Here is a 22,065-nt window from a genome sequence, read left to right on the forward strand (position 1 = left end):
GTCACTACACGACCGCCCCGCCGGCCCCGGGGGCATGGCGCACCCGGGAGATCGCCTCCCTCGCCGACCCGTCGGCGGCCGCCCCGGCCCGCGACATCCTCTTCGCCTCGGAGATGACCGGCGCCGTCCGCGACATCGACCCGTGCACCGGCCACCACTTCGACGACACCCGTCGCTACGCGGAGGCGGCCGAGCTGCCCGCGGACGACCTCGCGGCGATCCAGGAGCACAACGCCCGCGCCGTGTACCCGCGCCTGGACGCGCTGCTGAAGCGCCAGGGGCGGTGAGGCACATGAGCACTCCCTCCCCCAAGACCCCCGGCTGGCTCGACTGGTACCGCAACCCGACCGCACCGGCCTTCCGGCTGCCGCCGGGGACCGTCGACGCCCACTGTCACGTCTTCGGCCCGCAGGCCGGCTTCCCCTTCGCGCCGGAGCGGAAGTACACGCCCTGCGACGGCGGCAAGGAGGAGCTGTTCGCGCTCCGCGACCACCTGGGCGTCACCCGCAACGTCATCGTGCAGGCCACCTGCCACGGCGCGGACAACAGCGCCATGGTCGACGCCGTCCGAGCCGCGGGCGGCAGGGCGCGCGGCATCGCGACGGTCCGCCCGGACATCAGCGAGGGCGAGTTGTTCGACCTCGACGCGGCGGGCGTGCGCGGAGTGCGGTTCAACTTCGTACGGCGTCTGGTCGACACCTCCCCCGAGGACGACCTGCACACGATCGCCAAGAAGGTCGCCCCGCTGGGCTGGCACGTCGTCCTCTACTTCGAGAGTGTCGACCTTCCCGAACTGGAGGGCTTCTTCGGGTCGTTGCCCGTGCCGCTGGTGGTGGACCACATGGGACGACCGGACGTGACCCAGCCCGTGGACGGGCCGCAGTTCACCCGGTTCCTGCGCTTCGTCGACGACAACGACGTCTGGGTGAAGGTGAGTTGTCCCGAGCGCCTCAGTGTGACGGGGCCCGCCGCCCTGGACGGCGAACGGCACGCCTACACCGACGTCGTCCCCTTCGGTCGCCGCGTCGTCGAGGAGTTCCCCGACCGGGTGCTGTGGGGCACCGACTGGCCGCACCCCAACCTCACCGGCCACATGCCCGACGACGGGCTCCTCGTCGACCACGTGCCGCAGGTGGCGGTCACCGCGGAGCAGCGGCACAAGCTCCTCGTCGCCAACCCGATGGGCCTCTACTGGCCCGGCGAGCACGTCTGACGTCCCCGAACTCCCCTGCGTTCCATCCCCTGCATTCCAAGTGCATTTCCACCCACTTCGACAAGGGCCGCTCATGCAACACTCCAACGCGCTGAACCGGCTGGACAGGCTTCCGGTCTCCCGGTTCCACAAGGTCACCCTGCTCGCCGTCGCCTTCGCCTACTTCTTCGAGTTCGCGGACATCAACAGCTTCGCCACCACCGCGCCGAAACTGATCAAGCTGTGGGGCCTGACCGTCGACCAGGTCGCCTACGTCACCTCGCTCTCGTTCGTCGGCATGTTCCTCGGGGCGATCGTCGCCGGGTCCATCTCCGACCGGTGGGGCCGCAAACGGGCACTGCTGTGGACGACGCTGTTCTTCGGCGTCTCCTCGTTCGCGGCGGTCTTCTCCTGGGACCTCGTGTCCCTCGGCGTGTTCCGCGTCCTGACCTCGGCGGGGCTGTCCGCGATGACGGTCGTGGGGGTCGTCTACGTCAACGAGATGTACCCGTCGGCGATCCGCGGCAAGTACCAGGCGTACGCCATCGTCATCGGCATCTGCGGAACGCCCGTCACCAACCTCATCGCCAGCGCCGTCGTCCCGCTCAACGACTGGTCGTGGCGGCTGGTCTACCTGTGGGGCTCGCTGGGCATCCTGCTCGTGCTGTTCACCCGGCACCTCAAGGAATCGCCTCGCTGGCTGGAGAGCAGGGGAGAACACGCCAAGGCGGACGCGGTCCTCCGGGAGATCGAGGAGAGCGTCACGGCGGAGCAGGGACCCCTGCCCGAGCCCGCGCCCCCGGTCGACGAGACACCGTCGACGAAGGCACCCCTGCGGCTGCTCCTCCGGAAGAAGTACCTGTTCCCGACGCTGCTGCTCACGGTGCTCTGGACGACGCAGACCATCGGCTTCTTCGGCTACTCCAGCTGGGCGCCCACCCTGCTGGCCAAGGAGGGCTTCAGCGTCGAGAAGTCCGTCTTCTACGTGGCGCTGACCACGGTCGGCGCACCGCTCGGCTGCTATCTGGCCTCCCTGGTCACCGACCGCTTCGAGCGCAAGTGGTGCCTGGTCGCCTTCGGCACGGTGATCGCAGCCTGCGGTCTGCTGTACGGGCTCACCTTCAACCCGGTCCTCATCATCGTGTTCGGCTTCCTGGTGAACCTCTTCGAGCGCGGCTACACCGCCCTCGCCTACGCCTACTCCCCCGAGCTCTTCGACACCCGCAGCCGCTCCCTGGGTACGAGCGTCTCCTACGGCCTGGGCCGGCTGTCGAACGCCGCCGGTCCGCTGATCGTCGCGGCGCTCTACAACGGCCACGGCTACCAGAGTGTCTTCTACTTCATCGCCGGCACCTGGCTGCTCGGCGCGATCGCCCTGGCCGCCTTCGGTACCCGCACACGCTCGGCCCGCATCGCCCGGGCGGAGCGGCAACGCGTGACCCTCCCCGTCTGAGGCGGCCCGGTCCACCGGAGGATCCGCCGGTGGACCGCCCCGCCGTCGGCCCGTGTACGAGGCCAGGGCGGGGCGTGTCGAGGGCGCGCGGGGTCGCGCCGCGCGCCCTCGACACACCGGTCAGGTCTGCTTCTCCATCCTGATGGCCTGACGGAGTTCCTCGCTCGCCGCTCCCGGTTCCCGCCGCTGGATCTCCAGCAGGGCGGCGGCGATGGCGTCGAGCTTGCGCTGGATGGCGTGCTCGGCTCGCCGTTCGGAGTTCTTGAGCAGTGCCAGGAGCAGCAGCGAGACGGCGGACATCGTCTCGCCCACCAACAACAGCCACGACGTGGGCAACTTCAGTGCGTGCGCGGTGATCGCGGCGGCGACCAGAACGAGGCACACGCCGAAGAAGGCGGGCGAGCTGGTGAAGTTCGAGGCGTGTTCGGCCAGGCGCGTGAACCGCCCCGGCCGGTCGCCGTCCCGGTGCGCGGGGTGCTGCGGTGCCATCAGGTCACCGGCGGTCTTCACGAGGCCCGCCGGTCGGCAGGGGCCCCCAGGGCCCAGCCGGAGACATCGCCCAGCCGGCCACGCCACAGCGGAGCGGTCGCGGTCCCGGGCACGGACAGGAACGTGACGTCGACGAGGTGGATGAACCCGTGCAGCCCGTCCCCTGTTCCGGGTTCCGCGTCGGCCTCCTTCAGGGCGGACCGGACGGTGTGCGCCAGGTGCGCCATGTGGTCGGCCGCGTCCTCCGCCCCGGTGGCCGTCGACACCACGCGCTCCCACCGGTCGGCCCACGTGCGGGACCCGACGAGGTTCCCCGCGACGATCCCACCGGGCGTGGTCAGGCAGATCTTGAGGGCCGCCTCGGGCTGCGCGTCGACCAGCCGCAGCAGGATCTCCAGATGTGCGTCGATCGGCGGGAGCGCGGCACCGCTTTCGCTCACCACAGGTCCTCTCTCGTGCATGCCGGTGCCCGGCTGCGCTTCCGCGCCCCGGGCCACGGGCGTCGGGCGTCGGGCGTCGGGCCACGGGCGTCGGGCCACGGGCGTCGGGCGTCGGTTCAGTGGGTGGTGAGCATGCCCGCGCGCAGGCGCTTCAGGGTGCCGGAGAGCAGGCGCGACACGTGCATCTGCGAGCAGCCGAGCCGTTCGCCGATCTGCGCCTGGGTCAGCTCCTCGACGAACCGCCAGTGGAGGATGTGGCGTTCACGCTCGTCGAGCTGGGCGAGCAGGGGTGCCAGCGTGTGGAAGTCCTCCACCAGTTCCATGGCCGCGTCGTCGGACCCGATGAAGTCCGCCAGTGCCGTCTCTCCGTCGGGGCCGCCGCCGATCGTGGCGTCCAGGGAGGCGGAGTTGTAGCCGTTGGACGCGACCCGGGCCTCGATGACCTCCTCCTCGGTCAGGTCCATCAGCTCCGCCAGCTCCTTGACCGTGGGGGTCCGGCCCATACGGCTCTGGAGCTCCTCGGTGGCCTTCGCCAGCTGCACGCGTGCCTCCTGCAGGCGGCGCGGCACGTGCACGGACCAGGAGGTGTCCCGGAAGAAGCGCTTGATCTCACCGACGATGTACGGGATGGCGAAGGAGGTGAACTCCACCTCACGGGATATCTCGAACCGGTCGATGGCCTTGATCAGCCCGATGACGCCGACCTGGACGATGTCCTCCATCCCGTCCGCGCCGCCCCGGTTACGGAACCGGCCGGCCGCGAAGCGGACCAGGGACATGTTCATCTCGATCAGGGTGTTGCGCGCGTACTGGTGCTCGGGCGTGCCCTCCTCGAGCACCGCCAGCTTCGCGAAGAACAGCTTCGACAGGCTTCGGGCGTCCTTGGGCGCCATCTTGCCCGGTTCGGCGACCACAGGCAGTTCCGCCGTCGTCTGCTCCTCGGCCGCTCGCGCGATCGTCGTCGTCATCTGAGATCTCCCCACCCTGCCGGTGCCCTGCGTTCGAGCTGATGTCGCCGCGTCTACCCCCTCATCCGCAGAGCATGCACATGCGCGGCGGAAGTGCCTGGGCGAGCGGGCAGAAGCCGGCCGTCCGAGGCGGGCAGGCCCGCGTTCGTCGTCGTGACGAGCTCACGGCCGAAGTCGGTCCGGCTCGCCGACCGTGCCGTGCCGTGCCGTGCTGTGCTGTGCCGGGCGAACAGTCGCCCTGCCATGCCGTGGGGCACCCGGTTCTCCGAGACGGCAGCGAGTACACACGGTGCACCAGGCCACCGGTCCTTGACCACGATGAACAGTCCGGACAGAGGTACGGCGCGGGCCAGGACGCACCGCGCGGGTGTCGACCGGTCAGGTCACGGAGTCGACAGCCGCAGCCGCGTCCACCTTCCCCGCCCCCCAGTCGTCGCTGGGCATCCCGCCGGTGAAGGGGTCCAGCCGGGCCGAACTGGCCAGAAGCAGGACGAGGTTGTCCTGGGTCAGCGTGGGACTCGACTGCAGCATGAGGGCGCACACTCCGGTGAGATGCGGTGCGGCCATGCTCGTGCCGGACATGGGCTGGTACTGGCTCGCTCCGGACGCTCCGACCAGTGCTGAGGTGATGGCCTGGCCCGGGGCGGCGAGTGTCGGCGCGTGGCGGCCGTCGCGCGTGGGACCGCGGCTGGAGAAGGTGGAGAGGTTTCCCTGTCCCGCGCCCTTGGTGATGTAGGAGGCGGCCGTGACGACCTTCCGGCTGGTCCCGGGTACGGAGATGGTCGTCTCGTCGTTCCGGTGGGAGCCGATGAACTGGGGCACGGTCCGGCCCCGCTCCATCCAGGCGTGCCAGCGGCCGCTGTCGGCCACGGTCTGGCCGATGAGCGTCAGGCTCCAGGTGCCGGGGCGGATCGCGGTCTGGCTTCCCGGGCTCAGCTGGATGTAGATGCGGTTGTCGCCGTTCTGGGAGTGGTGCACGACGGAGTCGATGAAGGCCTTGTTCCCCCCGGGGAGATCCAGCCCGTCGATCGTGCTGCCGGGGGCGACTTCGGTACTCGCCGTGCCCTGGGGGGTGGAGATCCGCAGGGCGAGACGGTCGGCGCCCGAGTACCAGATGTCCAGCGTGTCCGGCGTGTCGTCGTCGACGGGTACCAGGAACTGCACGATGTCGCTGCTGCCCTCCGCGACCTGGCCCGTCGCGTGTACGCCGGCGTTCGCCGCGTTGCCCGCGGACTTCACCAGTGCGCGCCCCGGGGCGTCGAGCAGGTTGTCGATTCCGCGTTCCAGCAGGCTGGAACCGTCGTGCGGGCCCAGATTGTCGCCTTGGCTGATGTTCACGACCGCAGGCCGGCCGAGGGTCTCGGCGACCTTGAAGACGTAACCGACGGCCTCGAGCGTGCTCATGGAATCGCCCATGGCCTCCGTCGTCACCCGGTTGGCCACGACGACCAGATCCGCCTCGGGCGCTATGCCGACAAAGGTGAACGCAGGTTTGCCGTTGCCGGCCGACGACCCGTCACCGGCGGCGATGCCCGCCACGTGGGTGCCATGGCCCACGCTGTCGTCCATGTGACGCACGATGCTCATCGGGTTCGGAGCGCTCAACGCGCCGTCGATCGCGGAACGTTCGTATTCCACTCCGTGACCGAACGGCGCCGGCGAGGACTCCCCTGCTTCCGGAGTGAGGTTCTGGTCCCAGATGCGCAGGATGCGGGTCTTCCCTGTCGGGTCCCGGAAGCAGCCGTGGCGCCAGTCGATGCCGCTGTCGACCACACCGACGATCACACCGGCACCGCGGAGTCCTGGCGGTCCGGTGTGCACCTTGTCGGCCTTGGTCTCGGGCACGGCGGCGTCCAGCTCCGGCAGGGTCGGGCGGGACGCCTCGACGTAGCCGACGGCTTCCAGCTCGTCGAGCTCCGTGAGGCGGTCGATCCCGATCTCGCCGCCCACCACGTCTCCGGCCCGGGTGAGCACCGTCAGCCCCAGGTGCCGGGACAGCTCTCCCAGGTCGTCGGTGCCGTGTCCCTCGGCCATGCGCAGCAGTACGCGCACACGGGGTGTCCTCTCCCCTTCGGTCGTGAGAGCGAAACGGCCGGTGGACTCGAGGCCCACCAGCTCCGCCGGGCCTTCCTCGGCCCGGGATGTCAGGAACTTCAGCCGTGAGTCGAGCATGAGCGGTCTTCTCTCTGGCGAGATCGCCGGTCCGCACCGTGGAGGACGGACGATCACTGATTCTGTGGCCAGGTGCCCGGCTCAGGACGGAGGGGTTCGGACAGCTCCACGTAGGCGACACAGTCGACTTCCGTCAAGGGCCCGAGATCGCCGGGGGCGACCGTCGCGGTCAGGACATCGCCCGCCGCGAAGCCCACCCGCGCGCCGGCATCGGCGATCTGCCGACGCTGTTCCTCACCGGGTTCCCCCGTCACCCGGATGAGCACCTGGAAAGGAGTGGGGGCGGCTGCCTCACCGACATTCGACAGCGCACGCCGTGCGGCCGAACCGAGCTTGTCAGCACGCATCTTCCCCACCTGTTCCGGTGAGCGGCCCCCGCTTCCGTCGGCACTCGGTGCGCCGACCTCGTTCTCGTATCGGCGACCGTTCGTGCGACATTGCCTCTCGTACCACCGTAGGCATCATGGGTATCGCCCGCCATTCCGTCGCCGCACGGACATACCCCTCGTCGTATGCCGCGATGTTCTCGAGGCGCGCGCCTCGAGACCGGGACAGCGCGGTACCGGGCCTGCCGACGCTCCCCGTTTGCCGCGGGCCCCCGGCCGACGCATCGTAGGAAGCGGGAAGGACCGCTGCCCGGCCCGTTGTTCGGCCGGCTCCGCCGTCTCGATTCACCTCTGCGACACCCACGGTCGTGTGCGGTGCGATGAGGGAAGGTGTGCACGATGCCTGATGCATGGATGCCCCAAGCACTCAAGGTGGATCTCGGGGACCATGCGCCCTGTGACCCCGGGTTCCCCGCGAGGGCGATCGCGCACATCACGGCGGACGAGGACGCCACCGCCGAGGCTCCGCTGAACCTGGTCCCCTTCGCCAACCTCAAGAGCTTCTTCAAAGGCAGCGGCAGGGGGCAGGCTCCGCACATCCTCTGGGATCCCTTCACGGGGACGTTCGCCCAGTTCTTCCCCGCGACTTCCCGCAGTAAAGCCGTGTTCGACGACGACGGTGGTTTTCGTACGAACCGGTCGGGAGAGGTCGTCATCCAGGTCGAGGCCCTCTTCTTCCCGCACTGCCGCGTCAACGGCCAGGTGTTCGTCAGGCTGGTCGACACCCCCTGCACGGGCTGGGACGTGCTGCACGCGTGGATCAGCTCATGGGGCGTACCGGACTTCTGGCCCATGGGCCGTCCGACCTCCCTGTCCCGCAACACGTGCCCGGCCAAGAAGTGGAAGACGCAGGGCGGGTGGTACGCCCATGCCCACGTCCCGGAGAACGACCATGTAGACCCCGGCTCTTGGCCGTCGTTCGAGTGGCAGCCGCATGAACCGAATCCTGTGGGGCCCCGGTTCGTGCCGTTCCCCGGTGCGTCGTTCTTCCGGACGGGACGCAGATCGCCCGTCATCGCGCGCATGCACGCCCGGCTCGTCGCCGAAGACTGCGACCGCTATACGTCCAGCACCGGTGCCGATGTGTGGGGACCGGGCGATGTGCGGTCGTACACCGCGTGGCAGCAGAAGCTCGGTCTCGAAGGCAGCGCCGCAGACGGCGTTCCGGGCCGGTTCAGCTGGGACAGGCTGGGCGTCCCCGAAGTCTGACGCTCGGCGGAGACGAACAGACCGGCGGCCGGACGACTTGCGCCGGACGACTTGCGTTGTGCGGGCTGTGGAATTTGCGCGCGTATCTCGTCAGGCGCACGGTGGCGGCTTCGGATCCGACGTGAGACCCGTCTGGTAGCCCGGAGACGGGTCGTCCTCGCGTCTCCGCTCGGACAGCCGACGCTCACCGGCTCACGCGTTCGGCCTCAGTCGGTCCGCCTTCTGCGCGCGGAGCGGGTCTCCTGACGCCGCTGCCCCTCGTCACGGGCCTGCTGATAGGCGCCGAAGATCGTCTCCGCGGCGCCGGACAGCGCACCCTTGGTCTTGCCGCGGGCGCCGGACTCGGTGATCTTCTCCGTGAGTTCCATGAGCCCGGCCGGCTTGCGTGGTCCCGACTCCAGGTCGAGCCGGTTGCACGCCTCGGCGAAGCGCAGGTAGGTGTCGACGCTGGCGACGACGACGCGTATGTCGATCTTGAGGATTTCGATGCCGACCACCGAGACGCGCACGAAGGCGTCGATCACCAGTCCTCGGTCCAGTATGAGCTCGAGGACGTCGTAGAGGCCGCTGGAACCGCCCCCGCCGCCCTGCTGCGTCGCCACGGTCATGACGGCAAACCCCCTTGCCCTGATGTCTCTGCGTGGTCTCGTCGGCGCTGTTCCTCGGTGCGGTGCGACTACCTGTGCGAGTTGCCGCACATTCCGCGGCCAAACGCATGCGCGAGCCCTCGGTGGGACGGGCCTGACGGCCACCGCTCAGGTACCGGCGGGGGCGACGACGCCGGACCGGCCGTGGGAGCAGTTCCCCGCCACGGCCGCCCTGGGGATGCGCATCCGGCGCAGCAGATCGCGAGTGAGGCGGGTGTCGAGTGTGGTGCGCCAGGTGACGTCGGGGTGCCGGGAGCGCAGGTGCGACAGCGCCCTGGTGCCCAGCCCGCAGTCGCGGAACGGTTCGTCCAGGACGACTCCGGTGATCACGCCCTCGGCGCACTCGTCGCACGCCCGGTAGGTGACCCGTCCGACCACCTTGCGGATGTGCACCAGGAGCAGACACTCCTCACCCGCGCCGCCCTTCAGGGAGGACGACGGCAGCAGCTCGACGTCGCGATAGGCCAGCAGCCTGCGGTGCCACCGGCCCCCTCGCCGTCCGGTGCGCCGGTGCCTTCCCTCGGCCCGCCGTGGTGAGGCGCCTTCCCGTGTTCCCGGCCGGCCGTCCGCGTCGCTCATGACATACGTCTGGTTTCCCTGCATTCCATCGCGTGTGCCCGATACCGCGGACCCCATGTCACCACACCGTGAACACATCGCGGTCGCCCACCGGCTGCCCACCGGCTGCCCACCGGTCCGACCGCACGGGGTGACGCGCTGTCCGAGTCATGCGATGCGATGTGATGCGATGCGCTGCTGTGCGCGGACGGGCCGGTGCGGCCGCTTGTCGACCTGGCGCTCGCGCCGGAACACCGCCGTGGGCGCGGGGCCCTCCACGGCGGTGTCCACCAGGGGCGGACCGCATGTGGCGCGGCTGCGTCGTGCCCCGAGCTCGCCCCCGGTCCGAGGTGGGAGCTGCTCCAAGCGGAGGCGACGAGTGGTGGAAGCCCCGGCCCGAACGCAGACTGGCGTACGCGCCCTGCCCGGCCGTGCGGCGGGGCGCGGTCGTACCAGCCGTCCCCCCGACCGGAGTGGCCAGGGACGTCAGAGAGACGAGATCACATGGCGGAACCGGACATCGGTCACGGGCCCCTGACCTCCTGGGTGCGACACCCCGTCATCGACTCTCGTCGAGTGGGAGGGGCAGGCGGGTCCAGCCGGTCCTTCGCCCGCCGGCGTCGTCCGCCCACGACGATGAACCGTCCGTCGGGGGTGCGCTCCGCTCGCGCGTCAGGGGTCACGGCACGAGTGTGCCGTCGGGCGGCCGCGCCGCGGTGCGACGCGTCCCCCGTCCGGGGTGGAGCCACGGGGCGGCCGGCACCGGGCCTACTTCACGGACCCCGCCATGACCCCCTGCACGAAGTGGCGCTGGAAGGCGAAGAACACGGCCACCGGGACGATCAGGGACAGGAACGCGCCCGGCGCGAGCACGTCGATGTTGCTGCCGAACTGCCTTATCTGCGACTGGAGTTCCACGGTCAGCGGTTGGGACGAGCTGTCGGCGAAGAGCAGTGCCACCAGCATGTCGTTCCATACCCACAGGAACTGGAAGATGGCCAGGCTCGCCAGGGCCGGCCGTCCGACCGGCAGCACGAGCCGGGTGAAGATGCGCCACTCGTTGCCCCCGTCCATGCGGGCCGCCTCCAGCATCTCCCGCGGTATCTCGGCGAAGTAGTTCCGCAGCAGGAAGATCGCGAACGGCAGGCCGTAGGAGACGTGGAAGAGGACGACGCCGGGAATCGTGCCGAACAGCCCCAGTTGGCCGAAGAGCTTGGCCACCGGCAGCAGGCCGATCTGCACGGGCACCACCAGGAGCGCGACCACGAGCAGGAAGAGGGCGTCACGGCCGGGGAACTCCAGCCAGGCGAAGGCGTACCCCGCCAGCGCGGCGATCGCCACCACCAGAAGCGTCGTCGGCACCGAGATCAGCACGGTGTTCCAGAACGCCCGCGTCATCCCGGCGTTGCCCAGCAACGACGTGTAGTTGTCGAAGGACAGCTGGCCCGGACTGGTGATCGCCGTCCACCAGCCGCCCTTGGCCGTGTCCTGCGCCGACCGCAGGGACGACACGAGCAGTCCGGCGAGCGGGGTGAGCCAGAGCAGTCCGACGACCACGAGGACGGCCTGCACCAGGCTGTTGCCGAGCCCGCGCCGAAGCGCACTGAGGTTCATCGCTGACTCCCTCGGAAACGACGGACGTTGAAGACCATGGCGGGGATCACCAGCAGCAGGAGCAGCACGCCGAGGGCGCTGCCCAGTCCCTGGTCGTTGCCGCCGCCGAAGGACACCAGCCACATCTGGGTGGCCAGCACGGTGGCGTCCTCCTGCACCGGACCGGGCGCGATGATGTAGACGAGGTCGAACACCTTCATCACGTTGATGACGAGGGTCACGAAGACCACCGTGAGCACGGGCGCCAGCAGCGGCACGGTGATCCGGCGGAACACCTGCCACTCGTTGGCGCCGTCCATCCGCGCGGCCTCGAGCGAGTCACGCGGCAGCGTGGACAGGCCCGCGCCGATCAGCACCATCGCGAAGCCGGTCCAGATCCACAGGTAGGCGCCGATGATCGCCGGGGTGACCAGTGCCGGGCCGAGCCAGGAGACGCCCTCGTAGGGCTGGGCGAAGTTCGAGCCGGGGAGGGTGACGGTGTACGCGCCTGTCTCCAGGCCGGGGAAGCGGAAGGAGCCGTCGGCCGCGGTGGTGGTCCTCGCGACGGTCCTGCCGTCGCGTACCGCCTCGACCTTCGTCTTCGGCAGCCCGCTCTCCCCGCGGTCCACCGCACCCTGCCTCCCTCCCCCGCCGGGGGTGAAGTCCAGGTAGACGACCCCGCGGAGTTCGTCGGGGCCCGCCGTGCGGGCGGCCGCCGTGTAGGCAGGTTCCGCGCCGGCCGGAAGTTCCTTGGGCGCGACGCCGACCAGGCCGAGGGCGACCGTGTCGCCGGGTGACACGGTCGTGCCGGTGCGGTACGAGCCGTCGGCGCCCCGGGTCAGGCCCTCGCCGTCCCGGGCGCGGGCGGTCGGGTAGGAGGCGGTGTCCCGGAAGGCGTCGTGGACGCCGACGGCCGCCGCGTTCAGGACGCCCCTGTCGGGGTCCTCGTCGTAGGCGAGCCGGAAGATGATGCCGGCGGCCAGGAAGGAGACGGCCATGGGCATGAAGAGCAGCAGCTTGAAGGCCGTGGCCCAGCGGATCTTCTCGACGAGCACGGCGAGGATCAGGCCCAGGCCGGTCAGCAGGGTCGGCGCCACGACCACCCAGATCGCGGTGTTGCGTACGGCTTTGAGGGTGGCCGGGTCGCGGAACATCTCGGTGTAGTTGTCGCCGCCCACGAACCGGGTCCCGGAGGCGTCGAAGAAGCTGCGGCCGACCGAGAACAGCACGGGGTAGACGACGAGGGCGCCGAGCAGGAGCAGCGCGGGGAGGACGAAGAGCAGGGCGACGGTCCTGCCCCGCCGCCGGGCCCGCCGCCTGCGGGCGAGGGTCGCGGCGGCGGGTGGCGCGGCCGTCTTCGTGAGCGTGGCGGTCATCGCCGGTCAGCCCTTGTAGGCCTTGGCCGCGGCGGTTTCCAGCTGCGCCGCGGTCGCCTTCGGGTCGGACGGGTCGCGCAGGAAGTCCTGGAGGATCTTCCACTCGCCGGCGCCCTTCGTACCGCCGAACGCGGCCGGGGCCTGGTCGGACATGTCGAAGCGGACGGAGTCCCCGGCGGCTATGAGCGACTTGGCGGTGGTGCGGGTGACGTCGTCGCCGTAGGAGGCGAGGTCGAGCTTCTTGTTCGGGGAGAGGAAGCCGCCCGTCTCGGCCCATACGGCCGCGGCCTCCGGGGTGGCCAGGTACTCCAGGAGGGCCATGCCGGCCTTGGTGTTCTTGCCGTCCTTGAGGACGACGGCCGCGTCGCCGCCGCTGACCACGGGCGCCTCGCCCCCGCCGACGGGCGGGAACGCGAAGAAGTCGGCGTCCTCGCCGATCTTCCGGCCGAACTGGTCCTTGGCGACGCCTGCGACGAAGTCGCCCTCGTAGACCATGCCCGCCTCGGGCTCGGGCCCGAAGACCTTCTCGACGGAGCCCGGGAAGTCGGTGTTCAGCGCGCCCTTCTGGCCGCCCGCGAGGAGCTGCTTGTCCTGGAAGAGCTTGCCGAGCGTGGTGAGGGCGTCGGCCACGCTCTGGTCGGTCCACTTCAGTTCGTGGGCGGCGAGGGCGTCGTACTTCTCGGGTCCGGCCTGGGAGAGGTAGACGTTCTCGAACCAGTCGGTGAGCGTCCAGCCGTCCTGGCCCGCGACGGAGAAGGCGGCGAGGCCCGAGTCGGAGACGGTCCGCCCGGCCTTCAGCATCTCGTCGTAGGTCTTCGGCGGCTGGACGCCGGCCTGGTCGAGGGCGGCGGGGCTGTACCAGACGGTCGACTTGTGGGCTGCCTTGAAGTACAGGCCGTAGAGGGTGCCCTTGACGCTGCCGTAGTCCTTCCAGACCGTCGCGTAGTTGGCGGCGACGGACTTCTGGGTGGTCGACGACAACGGCTTGAGCCAGCCGTTCCCGGCGAACTGCTGGAGCACGCCGACCTGCGGGACCATCACGACGTCCGGGGCGTTGCCGCCTTCGATCTTGCTGCCGACGACGGTGGAGACGTTGTCGCCGGTGGACACGAACTGGGTCTTGGCGCCGGTCTTCTCGGTGAACGCGTCCAGCACCTTCTGGAAGTTCTTCTGCTCGGCACCGGACCAGACACCGGCCACGGTGACCGTCTGGCCGCCCAGTGCCTTGTCGCCGCCGCCCGCGGAGACGGGGTCGCCGCCTCCGCAGGCCGTCGCGCCGAGCGCCAGGACGAGCGCGGTGCAGCCGCTGAGCAGGGTGGTACGTCGTCGCATCATCGTCGATGTCCGTTCGTAGAAAGGGAGTTGGCGGCGGATGGAGAAGTGGTCGTGCTCAGGAGTCGGTGTCGTCACCGATCCACCAGGCGGCCGTGGAGCCGGGGAGCACCCCGGCCTGGCAGGGGCCGCTGGACAGCAGGGGGATGCCGGGAACGGGCGCCGGCGCGGGCGCCGTTCCGAAGTTGACGGCGCAGACCAGGCCGTCGCCGCGGGCGAAGGCGAGGACGCCGGGCTGGGTGCCGAGCCAGCGCAGCGTGCCCTCGCCCAGCTGGGGCAGGGTGGCGCGCAGCTGGAGGCCGTCGCGGTAGAGGTGCCAGAAGGAGCGGGTGTCGGCGAGGGCGCGATCGGTGGCGTACTCGGCGAAGTAGTCGGGCTGCGGCAGCCAGGGTTTGGTGGCGTCGACGCCGGAGGTGAAGCCGAACGGTGAGGCCTGCCCGGACCACGGCAGCGGCACCCGGCAGCCGTCCCGGATCCGGGCCCGGCTGCCGGTACGGCGGAAGATCGGGTCGGTGAGCACGTCGTCGGGCAGGTCGACGACCTCGGGCAGGCCCAGCTCCTCGCCCTGGTAGATGTACGCGGCGCCGGGCAGCGCCAGCAACAGCAGGGCGGCGGCGCGGGCGCGGGCCGCGCCGAGGCCGCTGCCCTCCACGGCCGGCTCGCCGTAGCGGGTGACCGTGCGGACCTGGTCGTGGTTGTTGAGGACCCAGGTGACGGTCGACCCCGTTCCGGCGATGTCCTGCATGGCCTCGGTGATGACCTTGCGGAAGGCGTCGGCGTCCCAGGAGGCGCTCAGCAGGTCGAAGAAGAAGGCCTGGTGCAGTTCGTCGGGGCGCACGTACAGCGCGTGTTCGCGGGCCGTCGGGACCGAGACCTCGCCGACCAGGAGCCGTTCGCGGCCGTCGCGTGCCGTGTACTCCTCGCACACCGCCCGCCAGCGCCGCCAGACGTCGTGCACCTCGGGCTGGTTCCAGGCGAGCGGGTTGACGGAGTCGCGGGTGCGGGCGTCGGCCTCGGGATCCGGCGAGTCGGGCAGCTCGGGGTGCTTGAAGAGGCCGGCGGCGACATCGATGCGGAAGCCGTCGACGCCCCGGTCCAGCCAGAACCGCAGCGCACGGTCGAAGTACGCGCCGACCTCGGGGTCGCGCCAGTTCCAGTCGGGCTGTTCGGGCGTGAACATGTGCAGGTACCACTGGCCCGGGCGGCCGTCCGGCTCGGTCAGCCGGCTCCAGGCCGGGCCGCCGAACATGGCGTGCCAGTTGTTGGGCGGCTCGGCGCCGTCCGCTCCCCGCCCGTCGGCGAAGTGGAAGCGGGCCCGGGCGGGACTGCCCGGCGCCGCGGCCAGTGCCTCACGGAACCAGGGGTGCTCGCTGGAGCAGTGGTTGGGGACGATGTCGAGCAGCACCCTGACGCCGAGCCGCCGGGCGGCCGCGACCAGCCGGTCGAACTCGGCGAGGTCGCCGAAGAGCGGGTCGACGTCGCAGTAGTCGGCCACGTCGTAGCCGTGGTCGTGCTGCGGGGAGGGGTAGAAGGGGCTGAGCCAGATCCCGTCGACACCCAGCTTCTTCAGGTACGGCAGTCCGGCGCGGACTCCGGCGAGATCGCCGACGCCGTCGCCGGTGCTGTCCAGGAAGCTGCGGACGTACACCTGGTAGATCACTGCCTCACGCCACCAGTGGTGCGTGTCGATGCGCGAGTCGATGCGCGAGTCGATGTGCTGGGAGCTCACCCGTTGGCCTGTCTGTGCGGGCTGACTGTTATGCATACATGTTATGTAGGCGTTTCGCGGAGGTGTCAACGAACAGGCAGCAGCCACCTTGCGACCGTGGGTGACAAAAGCTTATTAACCTGGGCAAATTGACCCCGGTTGATACGCCGGCGTTACCTAACATGTAACTAGAGGAGATCGGGCTGGGCTGGCTGAGGGACGTCAGCCGCGGCGGGAGATGTCCGCCAGTTCGCGGGCCAGCCGCCGCACCGCCGCCTCGGGCGTCGAGTGCCCGGACATCGCGTCGTGCACGACCGCCTGCACCACCATGCTGACCTGGTCGTAGCGCGGGCTCTTGGGCCGCGGTGCGGCCGCCAGGACGCTCGCGCGCAGGGTCGGCAGGTACGGGAACCGCCGCACCAGTTCCGGGTCCTCGTACAGATCCGCGCGTACGGGCGGCAGCGCGCCCCGGGTGAGCACCTGCCGCTGGACGCCCTCGCTGGTGAGGTACGCGATCAGACGCGCGGCGGTGTCGGGATGCTCGGCATGGGTGTTGACGGCCAGGTTGGAGCCGCCGAGCACGCTGGTACCGGGCCCGTCACGCCCCGGCAGCGGTACGGCGCCGACCTTGCCGGCGAGCGCGGAGCCCGAGGCGGAGGCGCTGACGTACGCGTAGGGCCAGTTGCGCAGGAAGAGGAGGTGACCGTCCTGGAAGGCCTGCCGGGACTCCTCCTCCGTGTAGGTCAGAGCCTCCTTCGGCACCCAGCCGTCACGGACGCCGCGGGCGAGGAACCCGATGCCCGCGCGGGCGGCCGAGTCGACGGTGACACGGTCGCCCTCGTCGCCGAGGATCGTGCCGCCCGCCGAGTACACCGCCTCGGCCGCGTTGACGGTGAGGCCCTCGTAGGGCAGGAACTGCCCCGCGTAGCCGTCGAGTCCGTGCCGGGGCGCGATGGTCTTCGCGGCCCGCTCCAGTTCGGCCCAGGTGCGGGGCGGCGGGACGCCCTCCTCGGCGAGGACGTCCTTGCGGTAGAGGAGCAGCCCTGCGTTGGTGACGTACGGGACGGCGTACAGCCGGCCGTCGTACGTCGCCGTGTCCACGACCGGCCGCAGGAAGGTGCCCAGCGGGAAACGGTCGCGCGGCAGCGGACGGATCCAGCCGGCGGCGGCGAACTCCGAGGTCCAGGCGACGTCGATGTTGAGGACGTCGAACCGGCTGCGGGTGCCGCCGCGCAGATCCGTGATCATCTGGGCGCGCGACTCGTCCGCCGAGTCCGGCAGTTCGACGAGGGTGACCTTCTCGCCGGGGTGGGCCCGGTTCCAGCCCTGGAGCAGCGGGCCGAGATAGCCGGTGAGGTCGCCGGCGGTGGCGAGGGTGAGCGGTCCGCGCCCCTCGAGCCCGCCGACCGCCCGGGCGCCGGACGCGCCGTAACCGGCCAGGACGACGGCGAGAACGAGGAGGCCCCTACCGGCGGCACGTATCCACCGCATAGGTTCCTCCCAGTACACCGGCGCCGGGCACCCTCGCCCGGAGTCAGAGGCTATGTATACCCGTTAGGTATGGGCGATACTAGGGCCTGGAACACAATACGAGGCTGCGAGGAGGACAGCACGAGTGCGCCTGCCCCTCCTGGCCCTGCTGGCGCGCGGCCCGGCCCACGGCTACGAGCTCAAGCAGGACCTTGAGCGACTGTTGGGCGCCGCGTACCCTCAGCCGAACATCGGCCAGATCTACGTGACTCTGAGCCGCCTCGAGAAGACGGGGCTGATCGAGGGCGAGGAGGTCGAGCAGTCGAGTCGGCCCAACAAGAAGATCTACCACCTCACGGACGCCGGCCAGGAAGCGCTGCGCGTCTGGTACGAGGAGACGGCGGACGAGCCGCGGTTGCGGGACGAGTTCTTCATGAAGCTCGCGCTGGCTCCGCAGACCGGTCTCGCCGACCAGATCGCCCTGATCAACAAGCAACGACGCCACTACCTGAACACCATGCGCACCCTGTCGAAGCTGGTCACGGGCGAGAACCGCGACAACCGGACGGCCCGGCTGCTCGTCGAGGGCGCCATGCTGCACCTGCAGGCCGACCTCGACTGGTTGGAGCGCTGCCAGGAAGAACTGGAGGAGCCGGAATGAACGCCACTCCCACTCCTGCGCTGCGGGCCGAGGGTCTCGTGAAGACCCACCATGGCGAGGGAGCACCGGCCCACGCCGTGCGGGGGGTGGACCTGTGCGTACGGCAGGGCGAGTTCGTGGCCGTCACCGGTCCGTCCGGCGCCGGGAAGTCGACGCTGCTGCATCTGCTCGGCGGCCTGCAGCGGCCGGACAGCGGCAGCATCTGGCTGGACGGCGTGTGCACGGACGGCTACAGCGAGGCGCAGTGGGCCGTGGCGCGCCGGCGCCGGATCGGCGTCGTATTCCAGTTCTTCAACCTGGTCTCCAACCTGTCCGTCGCCGACAACGTCGAACTGCCCGCGCTGCTGGCCGGGGTCTCCCCCAAGCGGGCCCGCGCGGAGCGGGAGGAACTGCTGGCCGAGCTCGGTCTGACCGGCAGGGAGCGGAGCATGCCCGGTGAGCTGTCCGGCGGCGAACAGCAGCGGGTGGCGCTGGCCCGTGCCCTGGTGAACCATCCGCCCCTGCTGCTCGCGGACGAGCCCGCGGGCAGCCTGGACAGCAAGGGCACCCGCGAGGTGACCCGGCTGCTGTCCCGGTTCCACCAGCGCGGCCAGACCATCCTCCTGGTCACCCATGACGCGCGGATGGCGAGCACCGCGGACCGGGTGATCAGCTTCTTCGACGGGCGGATCGCCGACGACGCGGCACTCGACGGCACGCCGTCCCCCCGCAAGGGGATATCCGCGGTGCTGGAACTGAAGGACTGACCCATGCGAGCCACGCTGCGCTGGGCGCACTCGGACCTGCGGACGCATCGCGGTGAAGCGCTGTTCCTGGTGCTCGCCACCGTCGGCGTCGTCACCTCCCTGCTGCTGGCGGCGGCGCTCTTCGGGTACGCGACGAACCCCTGGGAACGTGTCTTCACCCAGTCCCATGGCGCACACGTGTCACTCCACACCGGTCCCTCGGCCGATGCGGCCAGGGTCGCCGGGCTGGCCGGCGTGGAGTCCGTCGCCGGCCCCTACCCCACCGCTTCCACCACGGTCGCCTCCCGCGGCGCCCGCGCCTCGGTCGAGCTGCGCGGCACCACCGAGCGACCCGTGGTCGGACGGCCCCTGCTCGTCTCCGGCCGCTGGCTCGACCCGGGGAGACCCGACGGTGTGGTGCTGGAGAGCAGCCTCGCGCGGGCGCTGCTGGCCGAGCCCGGAGATGTGCTCACCCTCCCGGGTGGTGCCGCGACGCTGACCGTCCTCGGTGTCGCCGACAGCCCCGAGCCGCGCTACCGCCAGGGCGAGCAGCCGGGACTGGCCTGGGCGCTGCCGTCCACCCTGCCGCGCACCGGCTCCGACCGCGGCCAGGTGATCGGGCTGCGGCTGACGGATCCCGGGGACACCGACTACGCCGTTCAGCGCGCCGTCACCGTGCTCGGCGCCGGCGCCGTGCGCGAGGTCGCCACCTGGCAGCAGGCGCGAGCGGAGGCGCAGGGCGACGACCGGCTGCTCGGCCAGATACTGGGCCTGTTCGGTCTCGGCGCGCTCGTCGCCGCCGGACTCGCCGTGCACGGGGCCATCGGCACCCGCATCCGAGGGCATCTGCGGGACATCTCGATCCTCAAGGCGATCGGTTTCACACCGGGTCAGGTCACGCGGGTCTTCCTGCTCCAGCATCTCGCCTACGCGCTGCTCGGCGCCGTGGCCGCGGCGGCGCTCACCCAGGCGCTGGGCAGCCGGCTGCCGGGGCGGCTGGGAGACGCGGTCGGGGTGTGGCAGGGGCTGCCGGGACATGCGGCGACCCTGGTCGTGGTCCCGGTGGGAGTGGTGCTGTTCATCGGCGCGACCACCGGGCTCGCGGCCTGGCGGGCGGGGCGGGTGCCGCCGGTTCCGGTGCCGCGGACCGCAGGCCCGGCCGGGGGACGGCTGTCGGGCGTGGCGCGTCGCGCCCTCGGCCTGCGGCTGCCGCCCGCGCTGGTCCTCGGCTGGCACAAGGCGTTCACGCGTCGCCCGCGTTCGCTGGGCACGATCGCCAGGCTCGCGCTGCCCCTGACCCTGATCGTGGTGGCGATGAGCGCGTGGACGACCATCGACCGTTTCCACCGCACACCTCAGGAGATGGGGCTGGCGGCCGCGCTCACCGTCCGCGCCGACGACGGTCTGAGTGACGCCGCGACCCGGGAGCTGCTGGCACGGCGTCCCGAGGTCGCCGCCGCGTATCCGGGTGTCGAGGTGGCGGCCCTGGTGCCGGGCCAGACGGCGACGATCGCCCTGCGCGGTCTCGGCACCCGTACGGATCCGTACCCCTACACGCTGGCCGAGGGGCGCCCCGCGCACGGTTCCGACGAGGCGGTGGCCGGGCAGGGGCTGCTGGATCTGCTGGACGTCCGGGTCGGCGACTGGGTGCGCATGACCGTGAGCGGACGGCCCCAGATCCTGCACATCGTGGGCCGCAGCATCGAGCCGGAGAACGCCGGCCGGGTCGTCTCCACCTCGCTCGACACCCTGCGGGAGAACGACGCGGAACTCCGGCCGACGCTGTACCAGGTCCGGCTGCGGGAGGGCGCGGATCCGCACCGCGTCGCCGCCGAGCTGAGTGCCGCGGCCGGGCGTGGGCAACTGGACGTGCACACCGTGACGAACCCCGCCGACGGTCTGTCGCCCTTGCGCAGTGTCGTCGTCGGCCTGCTCGGCGTCCTGGCGCTCATCGGGCTCGTCGATCTGCTGACCAGCATCGGCGGTGCGCTGCGCGAGAGCGAACGGGATCTGCTCGCCTTCAAGGCGATCGGACTGTCGCCACGGCAGATCACCGCGATCACCGTCACGGCCACGGGGTGCACCGTAGGGGCAGCGGTCGCCGTCGCCCTGGCACTGGGCCTGCCCCTCTCCCACTGGTTGATCGACGCCCAGGGCCGGTCGAGCGGCATCGGAGCCGGAATCGCGCAGGCTCCGTCCCTCGTCGTGCTGTCCGCGTTCGGCGCGACGGCGTTGCTGGGCTCCATGGCACTCGCCGCGCTGCCTGCGACCCGGGCCTCCCGGCGCCGCCTCGCGGACACGATGAGCGCGGTGGCGTAGCCCGCGCGGCCTTCTTGTTGTTCCCTTCGGCGAGGTGTCGGACCAGACGCCGACGAGCCTCGTCCGAACGGACCAGGACGATACGGAGCGGCTGCTGGTTCAGCGACGTGGGAGCGTATTTGACCAGGTCGTAGTGCGAGCCCTCACCAACCGGCGAGCCGGCCCGATGTGGACCGCACACGACGCATCAACCGCCTGCGACATGAGCCGCCACGGCGCGCCGGCCGCCTGGCCAGTCTCGCCGGAGTCGCTCCCGCCCCCCCGCGACTCCGGCGACATCAGCGGAAGACCGCACCGGCCCCGGCGCTACCACCGAGGGCTCCACCGCGTCTTCTCCGCCTCCGCACTGATCGGCATCCGCAGCCGAGGATCAGATCTTCTTGGCCACGTAGTGCCGGTAGCTGTCCACCGGCGGCATGAACTGCGACGGCAGCACGCCCATCTTCTTCAGCAGTCTGGTGGAGCCGCTGTCGGTGTAGCCGGCGAAGGAACCGCCCACGGCCTCCGGGCCGACCCGCTTGGCCATGTGCCGCTGGATGGCACCGACCCGCTGCTCCCGCAGTGCCTTGTGGAAGGACCCCTCCGGGGACAGCCGCCCGTGGATCGCGGCCCGCACCTGGGGCGAGATGTCACGGTCAAGCACCCACTCCAGGCCGAGGTCTGTCTCCTGGAGCTCCTTCAGGAATGCGTGGCGCTGCGTGGTGTAGAGGTCGACGTGCGTGAAGCAGCCGCCCGGCTTGAGCACCCGCGCCACCTCCTTCAGGAACTTCTCCAGGCTCGGGTAGTTGTGCGCGCTCTCGATGTTCACCAGGACGTCGACCTCGCCGTCCTCGAACGGCAGGTTCTCCGCGTCGCCCTGGACATAGCGCAGGCCCTTGCGGGACAGCGAGGCGTTGGCCCGCCTGACGGCCTGGTCCGACAGGTCGAGGCCGATCATGCTCTTCGCGTCGACGACACGCGAGAGGAAGTTCAGGCCCTCGCCCAGTCCGCAGCCGACCTCGAGAACGAACTTGTCCGCGTAGTCGTCCAGGTCGAGCGGCACCTCCCTGAGTGCGGCGAAGTACAGCTCCTCGGAGAAGCCGTCCGTGTCGTAGTCGAGGAATCCGGGAATGCGGGCGCTGATCTCCTTGGCCACCTGGTCGTCGTGGTAACCCCAGTTCCACAGAATGCCCTTCTTCGACATCCTGGCCTGCAGGTCGTAACTGGTGGAGATGTTCTTCTTGTGTGTGCCCTCCTTGGCGCTCTGAGCGTCCTGATCATTTGTCAGGTTGATCTCGTTGACACTGGTGAACAAGCCATACATGTCTTCGCGTGCGCCCATGTTCCGTGTTCCCTTCTCATGGTGCTGACCGAAATCGGTAAATTCG

19 protein-coding genes and 2 pseudogenes are annotated in these 22,065 nt (G+C 70.5%); 7 read left to right on the forward strand and 14 right to left on the reverse strand.

Annotated elements, in window-relative coordinates; translation table 11 throughout:
- Positions 1-83: 83 nt before the first annotated feature.
- From QQM72_RS23575 to QQM72_RS23585, 3 genes and pseudogenes are all read left to right on the forward strand, one after another.
- Positions 84-287: pseudogene (locus QQM72_RS23575) on the forward strand (amidohydrolase family protein); the annotation flags it as partial.
- A 5-nt stretch (positions 288-292) separates the two neighbouring features.
- Complete coding sequence (locus QQM72_RS23580; protein ID WP_314222859.1) at positions 293-1,213, forward strand: amidohydrolase family protein; 921 nt, start codon at positions 293-295, stop codon at positions 1,211-1,213.
- Between the two features lie 73 nt (positions 1,214-1,286).
- Complete coding sequence (locus tag QQM72_RS23585) at positions 1,287-2,645, forward strand: MFS transporter (protein WP_314222860.1); 1,359 nt, start codon at positions 1,287-1,289, stop codon at positions 2,643-2,645.
- 120 nt (positions 2,646-2,765) lie between these two features.
- Here the strand turns inward: QQM72_RS23585 and QQM72_RS23590 are convergent, their stop codons facing one another.
- The 5 genes from QQM72_RS23590 to QQM72_RS23610 all read right to left on the reverse strand — a co-directional run bounded on the left by QQM72_RS23590 (position 2,766) and on the right by QQM72_RS23610 (position 7,070).
- Positions 2,766-3,134 (reverse strand): low affinity iron permease family protein, encoded by a 369-nt coding sequence (locus QQM72_RS23590; RefSeq protein ID WP_314222861.1) that lies wholly within the window; start codon positions 3,132-3,134, stop codon positions 2,766-2,768.
- A 17-nt stretch (positions 3,135-3,151) separates the two neighbouring features.
- Positions 3,152-3,574: a hypothetical protein gene (locus QQM72_RS23595; RefSeq protein ID WP_314222862.1), complete on the reverse strand. Its 423-nt coding sequence runs from the start codon at positions 3,572-3,574 to the stop codon at positions 3,152-3,154.
- A gap of 116 nt (positions 3,575-3,690) precedes the next feature.
- Complete coding sequence (locus QQM72_RS23600) at positions 3,691-4,542, reverse strand: RNA polymerase sigma factor SigF (protein ID WP_314222863.1); 852 nt, start codon at positions 4,540-4,542, stop codon at positions 3,691-3,693.
- Positions 4,543-4,920: 378 nt separating this feature from the next.
- Positions 4,921-6,714 carry a S8 family peptidase gene (locus QQM72_RS23605; protein ID WP_314222864.1) on the reverse strand — a complete coding sequence of 598 codons (1,794 nt, stop codon included), beginning with the start codon at positions 6,712-6,714 and terminating at the stop codon, positions 4,921-4,923.
- Positions 6,715-6,767: 53 nt separating this feature from the next.
- On the reverse strand, positions 6,768-7,070 hold the full coding sequence (locus QQM72_RS23610; RefSeq protein WP_314222865.1) for a hypothetical protein: 303 nt from the start codon (positions 7,068-7,070) through the stop codon (positions 6,768-6,770).
- Positions 7,071-7,439: 369 nt separating this feature from the next.
- Between QQM72_RS23610 and QQM72_RS23615 the strand changes: the two genes are divergently transcribed.
- Positions 7,440-8,309, forward strand: coding sequence for a peptidoglycan-binding protein (locus tag QQM72_RS23615; protein ID WP_314222866.1), 870 nt, complete (start codon positions 7,440-7,442; stop codon positions 8,307-8,309).
- Between the two features lie 206 nt (positions 8,310-8,515).
- Here the strand turns inward: QQM72_RS23615 and QQM72_RS23620 are convergent, their stop codons facing one another.
- The 7 genes from QQM72_RS23620 to QQM72_RS23650 all read right to left on the reverse strand — a co-directional run bounded on the left by QQM72_RS23620 (position 8,516) and on the right by QQM72_RS23650 (position 17,014).
- Entirely contained in the window at positions 8,516-8,917 is a 402-nt protein-coding gene (locus QQM72_RS23620) for a gas vesicle structural protein GvpA (protein WP_314222867.1), read from the reverse strand.
- Positions 8,918-9,064: 147 nt separating this feature from the next.
- Positions 9,065-9,535 carry a hypothetical protein gene (locus tag QQM72_RS23625; protein WP_314222868.1) on the reverse strand — a complete coding sequence of 157 codons (471 nt, stop codon included), beginning with the start codon at positions 9,533-9,535 and terminating at the stop codon, positions 9,065-9,067.
- Positions 9,536-10,282: 747 nt separating this feature from the next.
- On the reverse strand, positions 10,283-11,128 hold the full coding sequence (locus QQM72_RS23630) for a carbohydrate ABC transporter permease (RefSeq protein ID WP_314222869.1): 846 nt from the start codon (positions 11,126-11,128) through the stop codon (positions 10,283-10,285).
- Positions 11,125-12,483 carry an ABC transporter permease gene (locus QQM72_RS23635; RefSeq protein WP_314222870.1) on the reverse strand — a complete coding sequence of 453 codons (1,359 nt, stop codon included), beginning with the start codon at positions 12,481-12,483 and terminating at the stop codon, positions 11,125-11,127. Before QQM72_RS23635 ends, QQM72_RS23630 begins: the two co-directional genes overlap by 4 nt.
- A 6-nt stretch (positions 12,484-12,489) precedes the next feature.
- Positions 12,490-13,818: an ABC transporter substrate-binding protein gene (locus tag QQM72_RS23640; protein WP_314222871.1), complete on the reverse strand. Its 1,329-nt coding sequence runs from the start codon at positions 13,816-13,818 to the stop codon at positions 12,490-12,492.
- A gap of 55 nt (positions 13,819-13,873) precedes the next feature.
- The gene (locus QQM72_RS23645) at positions 13,874-15,505 is read right to left on the reverse strand and encodes a glycoside hydrolase family 13 protein (RefSeq protein WP_314222887.1); all 1,632 of its coding nucleotides are present in this window, start codon (positions 15,503-15,505) and stop codon (positions 13,874-13,876) included.
- 240 nt (positions 15,506-15,745) lie between these two features.
- On the reverse strand, positions 15,746-17,014 hold the full coding sequence (locus QQM72_RS23650; RefSeq protein WP_314222872.1) for an ABC transporter substrate-binding protein: 1,269 nt from the start codon (positions 17,012-17,014) through the stop codon (positions 15,746-15,748).
- A gap of 124 nt (positions 17,015-17,138) precedes the next feature.
- On the opposite strand from QQM72_RS23650, the gene QQM72_RS23655 reads away from it, so the two are divergent.
- Genes QQM72_RS23655 through QQM72_RS23665 form a run of 3 tightly spaced genes read left to right on the forward strand, consistent with a single transcriptional unit; the run spans position 17,139 to position 20,698 of the window.
- Complete coding sequence (locus tag QQM72_RS23655; RefSeq protein ID WP_314222873.1) at positions 17,139-17,654, forward strand: PadR family transcriptional regulator; 516 nt, start codon at positions 17,139-17,141, stop codon at positions 17,652-17,654.
- Positions 17,651-18,400 (forward strand): ABC transporter ATP-binding protein, encoded by a 750-nt coding sequence (locus QQM72_RS23660; RefSeq protein ID WP_314222874.1) that lies wholly within the window; start codon positions 17,651-17,653, stop codon positions 18,398-18,400. The genes QQM72_RS23655 and QQM72_RS23660 overlap by 4 nt, the downstream gene beginning before the upstream one ends.
- 3 nt (positions 18,401-18,403) lie before the next feature.
- Positions 18,404-20,698: an ABC transporter permease gene (locus QQM72_RS23665; RefSeq protein WP_314222875.1), complete on the forward strand. Its 2,295-nt coding sequence runs from the start codon at positions 18,404-18,406 to the stop codon at positions 20,696-20,698.
- Here QQM72_RS23665 and QQM72_RS23670 read toward each other — a convergent pair.
- Positions 20,697-20,831: pseudogene (locus QQM72_RS23670) on the reverse strand (nitroreductase family protein); the annotation flags it as partial. The gene QQM72_RS23665 and the pseudogene QQM72_RS23670 overlap by 2 nt on opposite strands.
- 237 nt (positions 20,832-21,068) lie before the next feature.
- Positions 21,069-22,019 carry a class I SAM-dependent methyltransferase gene (locus QQM72_RS23680; RefSeq protein ID WP_314222876.1) on the reverse strand — a complete coding sequence of 317 codons (951 nt, stop codon included), beginning with the start codon at positions 22,017-22,019 and terminating at the stop codon, positions 21,069-21,071.
- Positions 22,020-22,065: the final 46 nt, after the last annotated feature.

It is taken from the genome of Streptomyces zaehneri (assembly GCF_032248645.1).
GTDB classification, from domain to species: Bacteria; Actinomycetota; Actinomycetes; order Streptomycetales; family Streptomycetaceae; genus Streptomyces; species Streptomyces coriariae.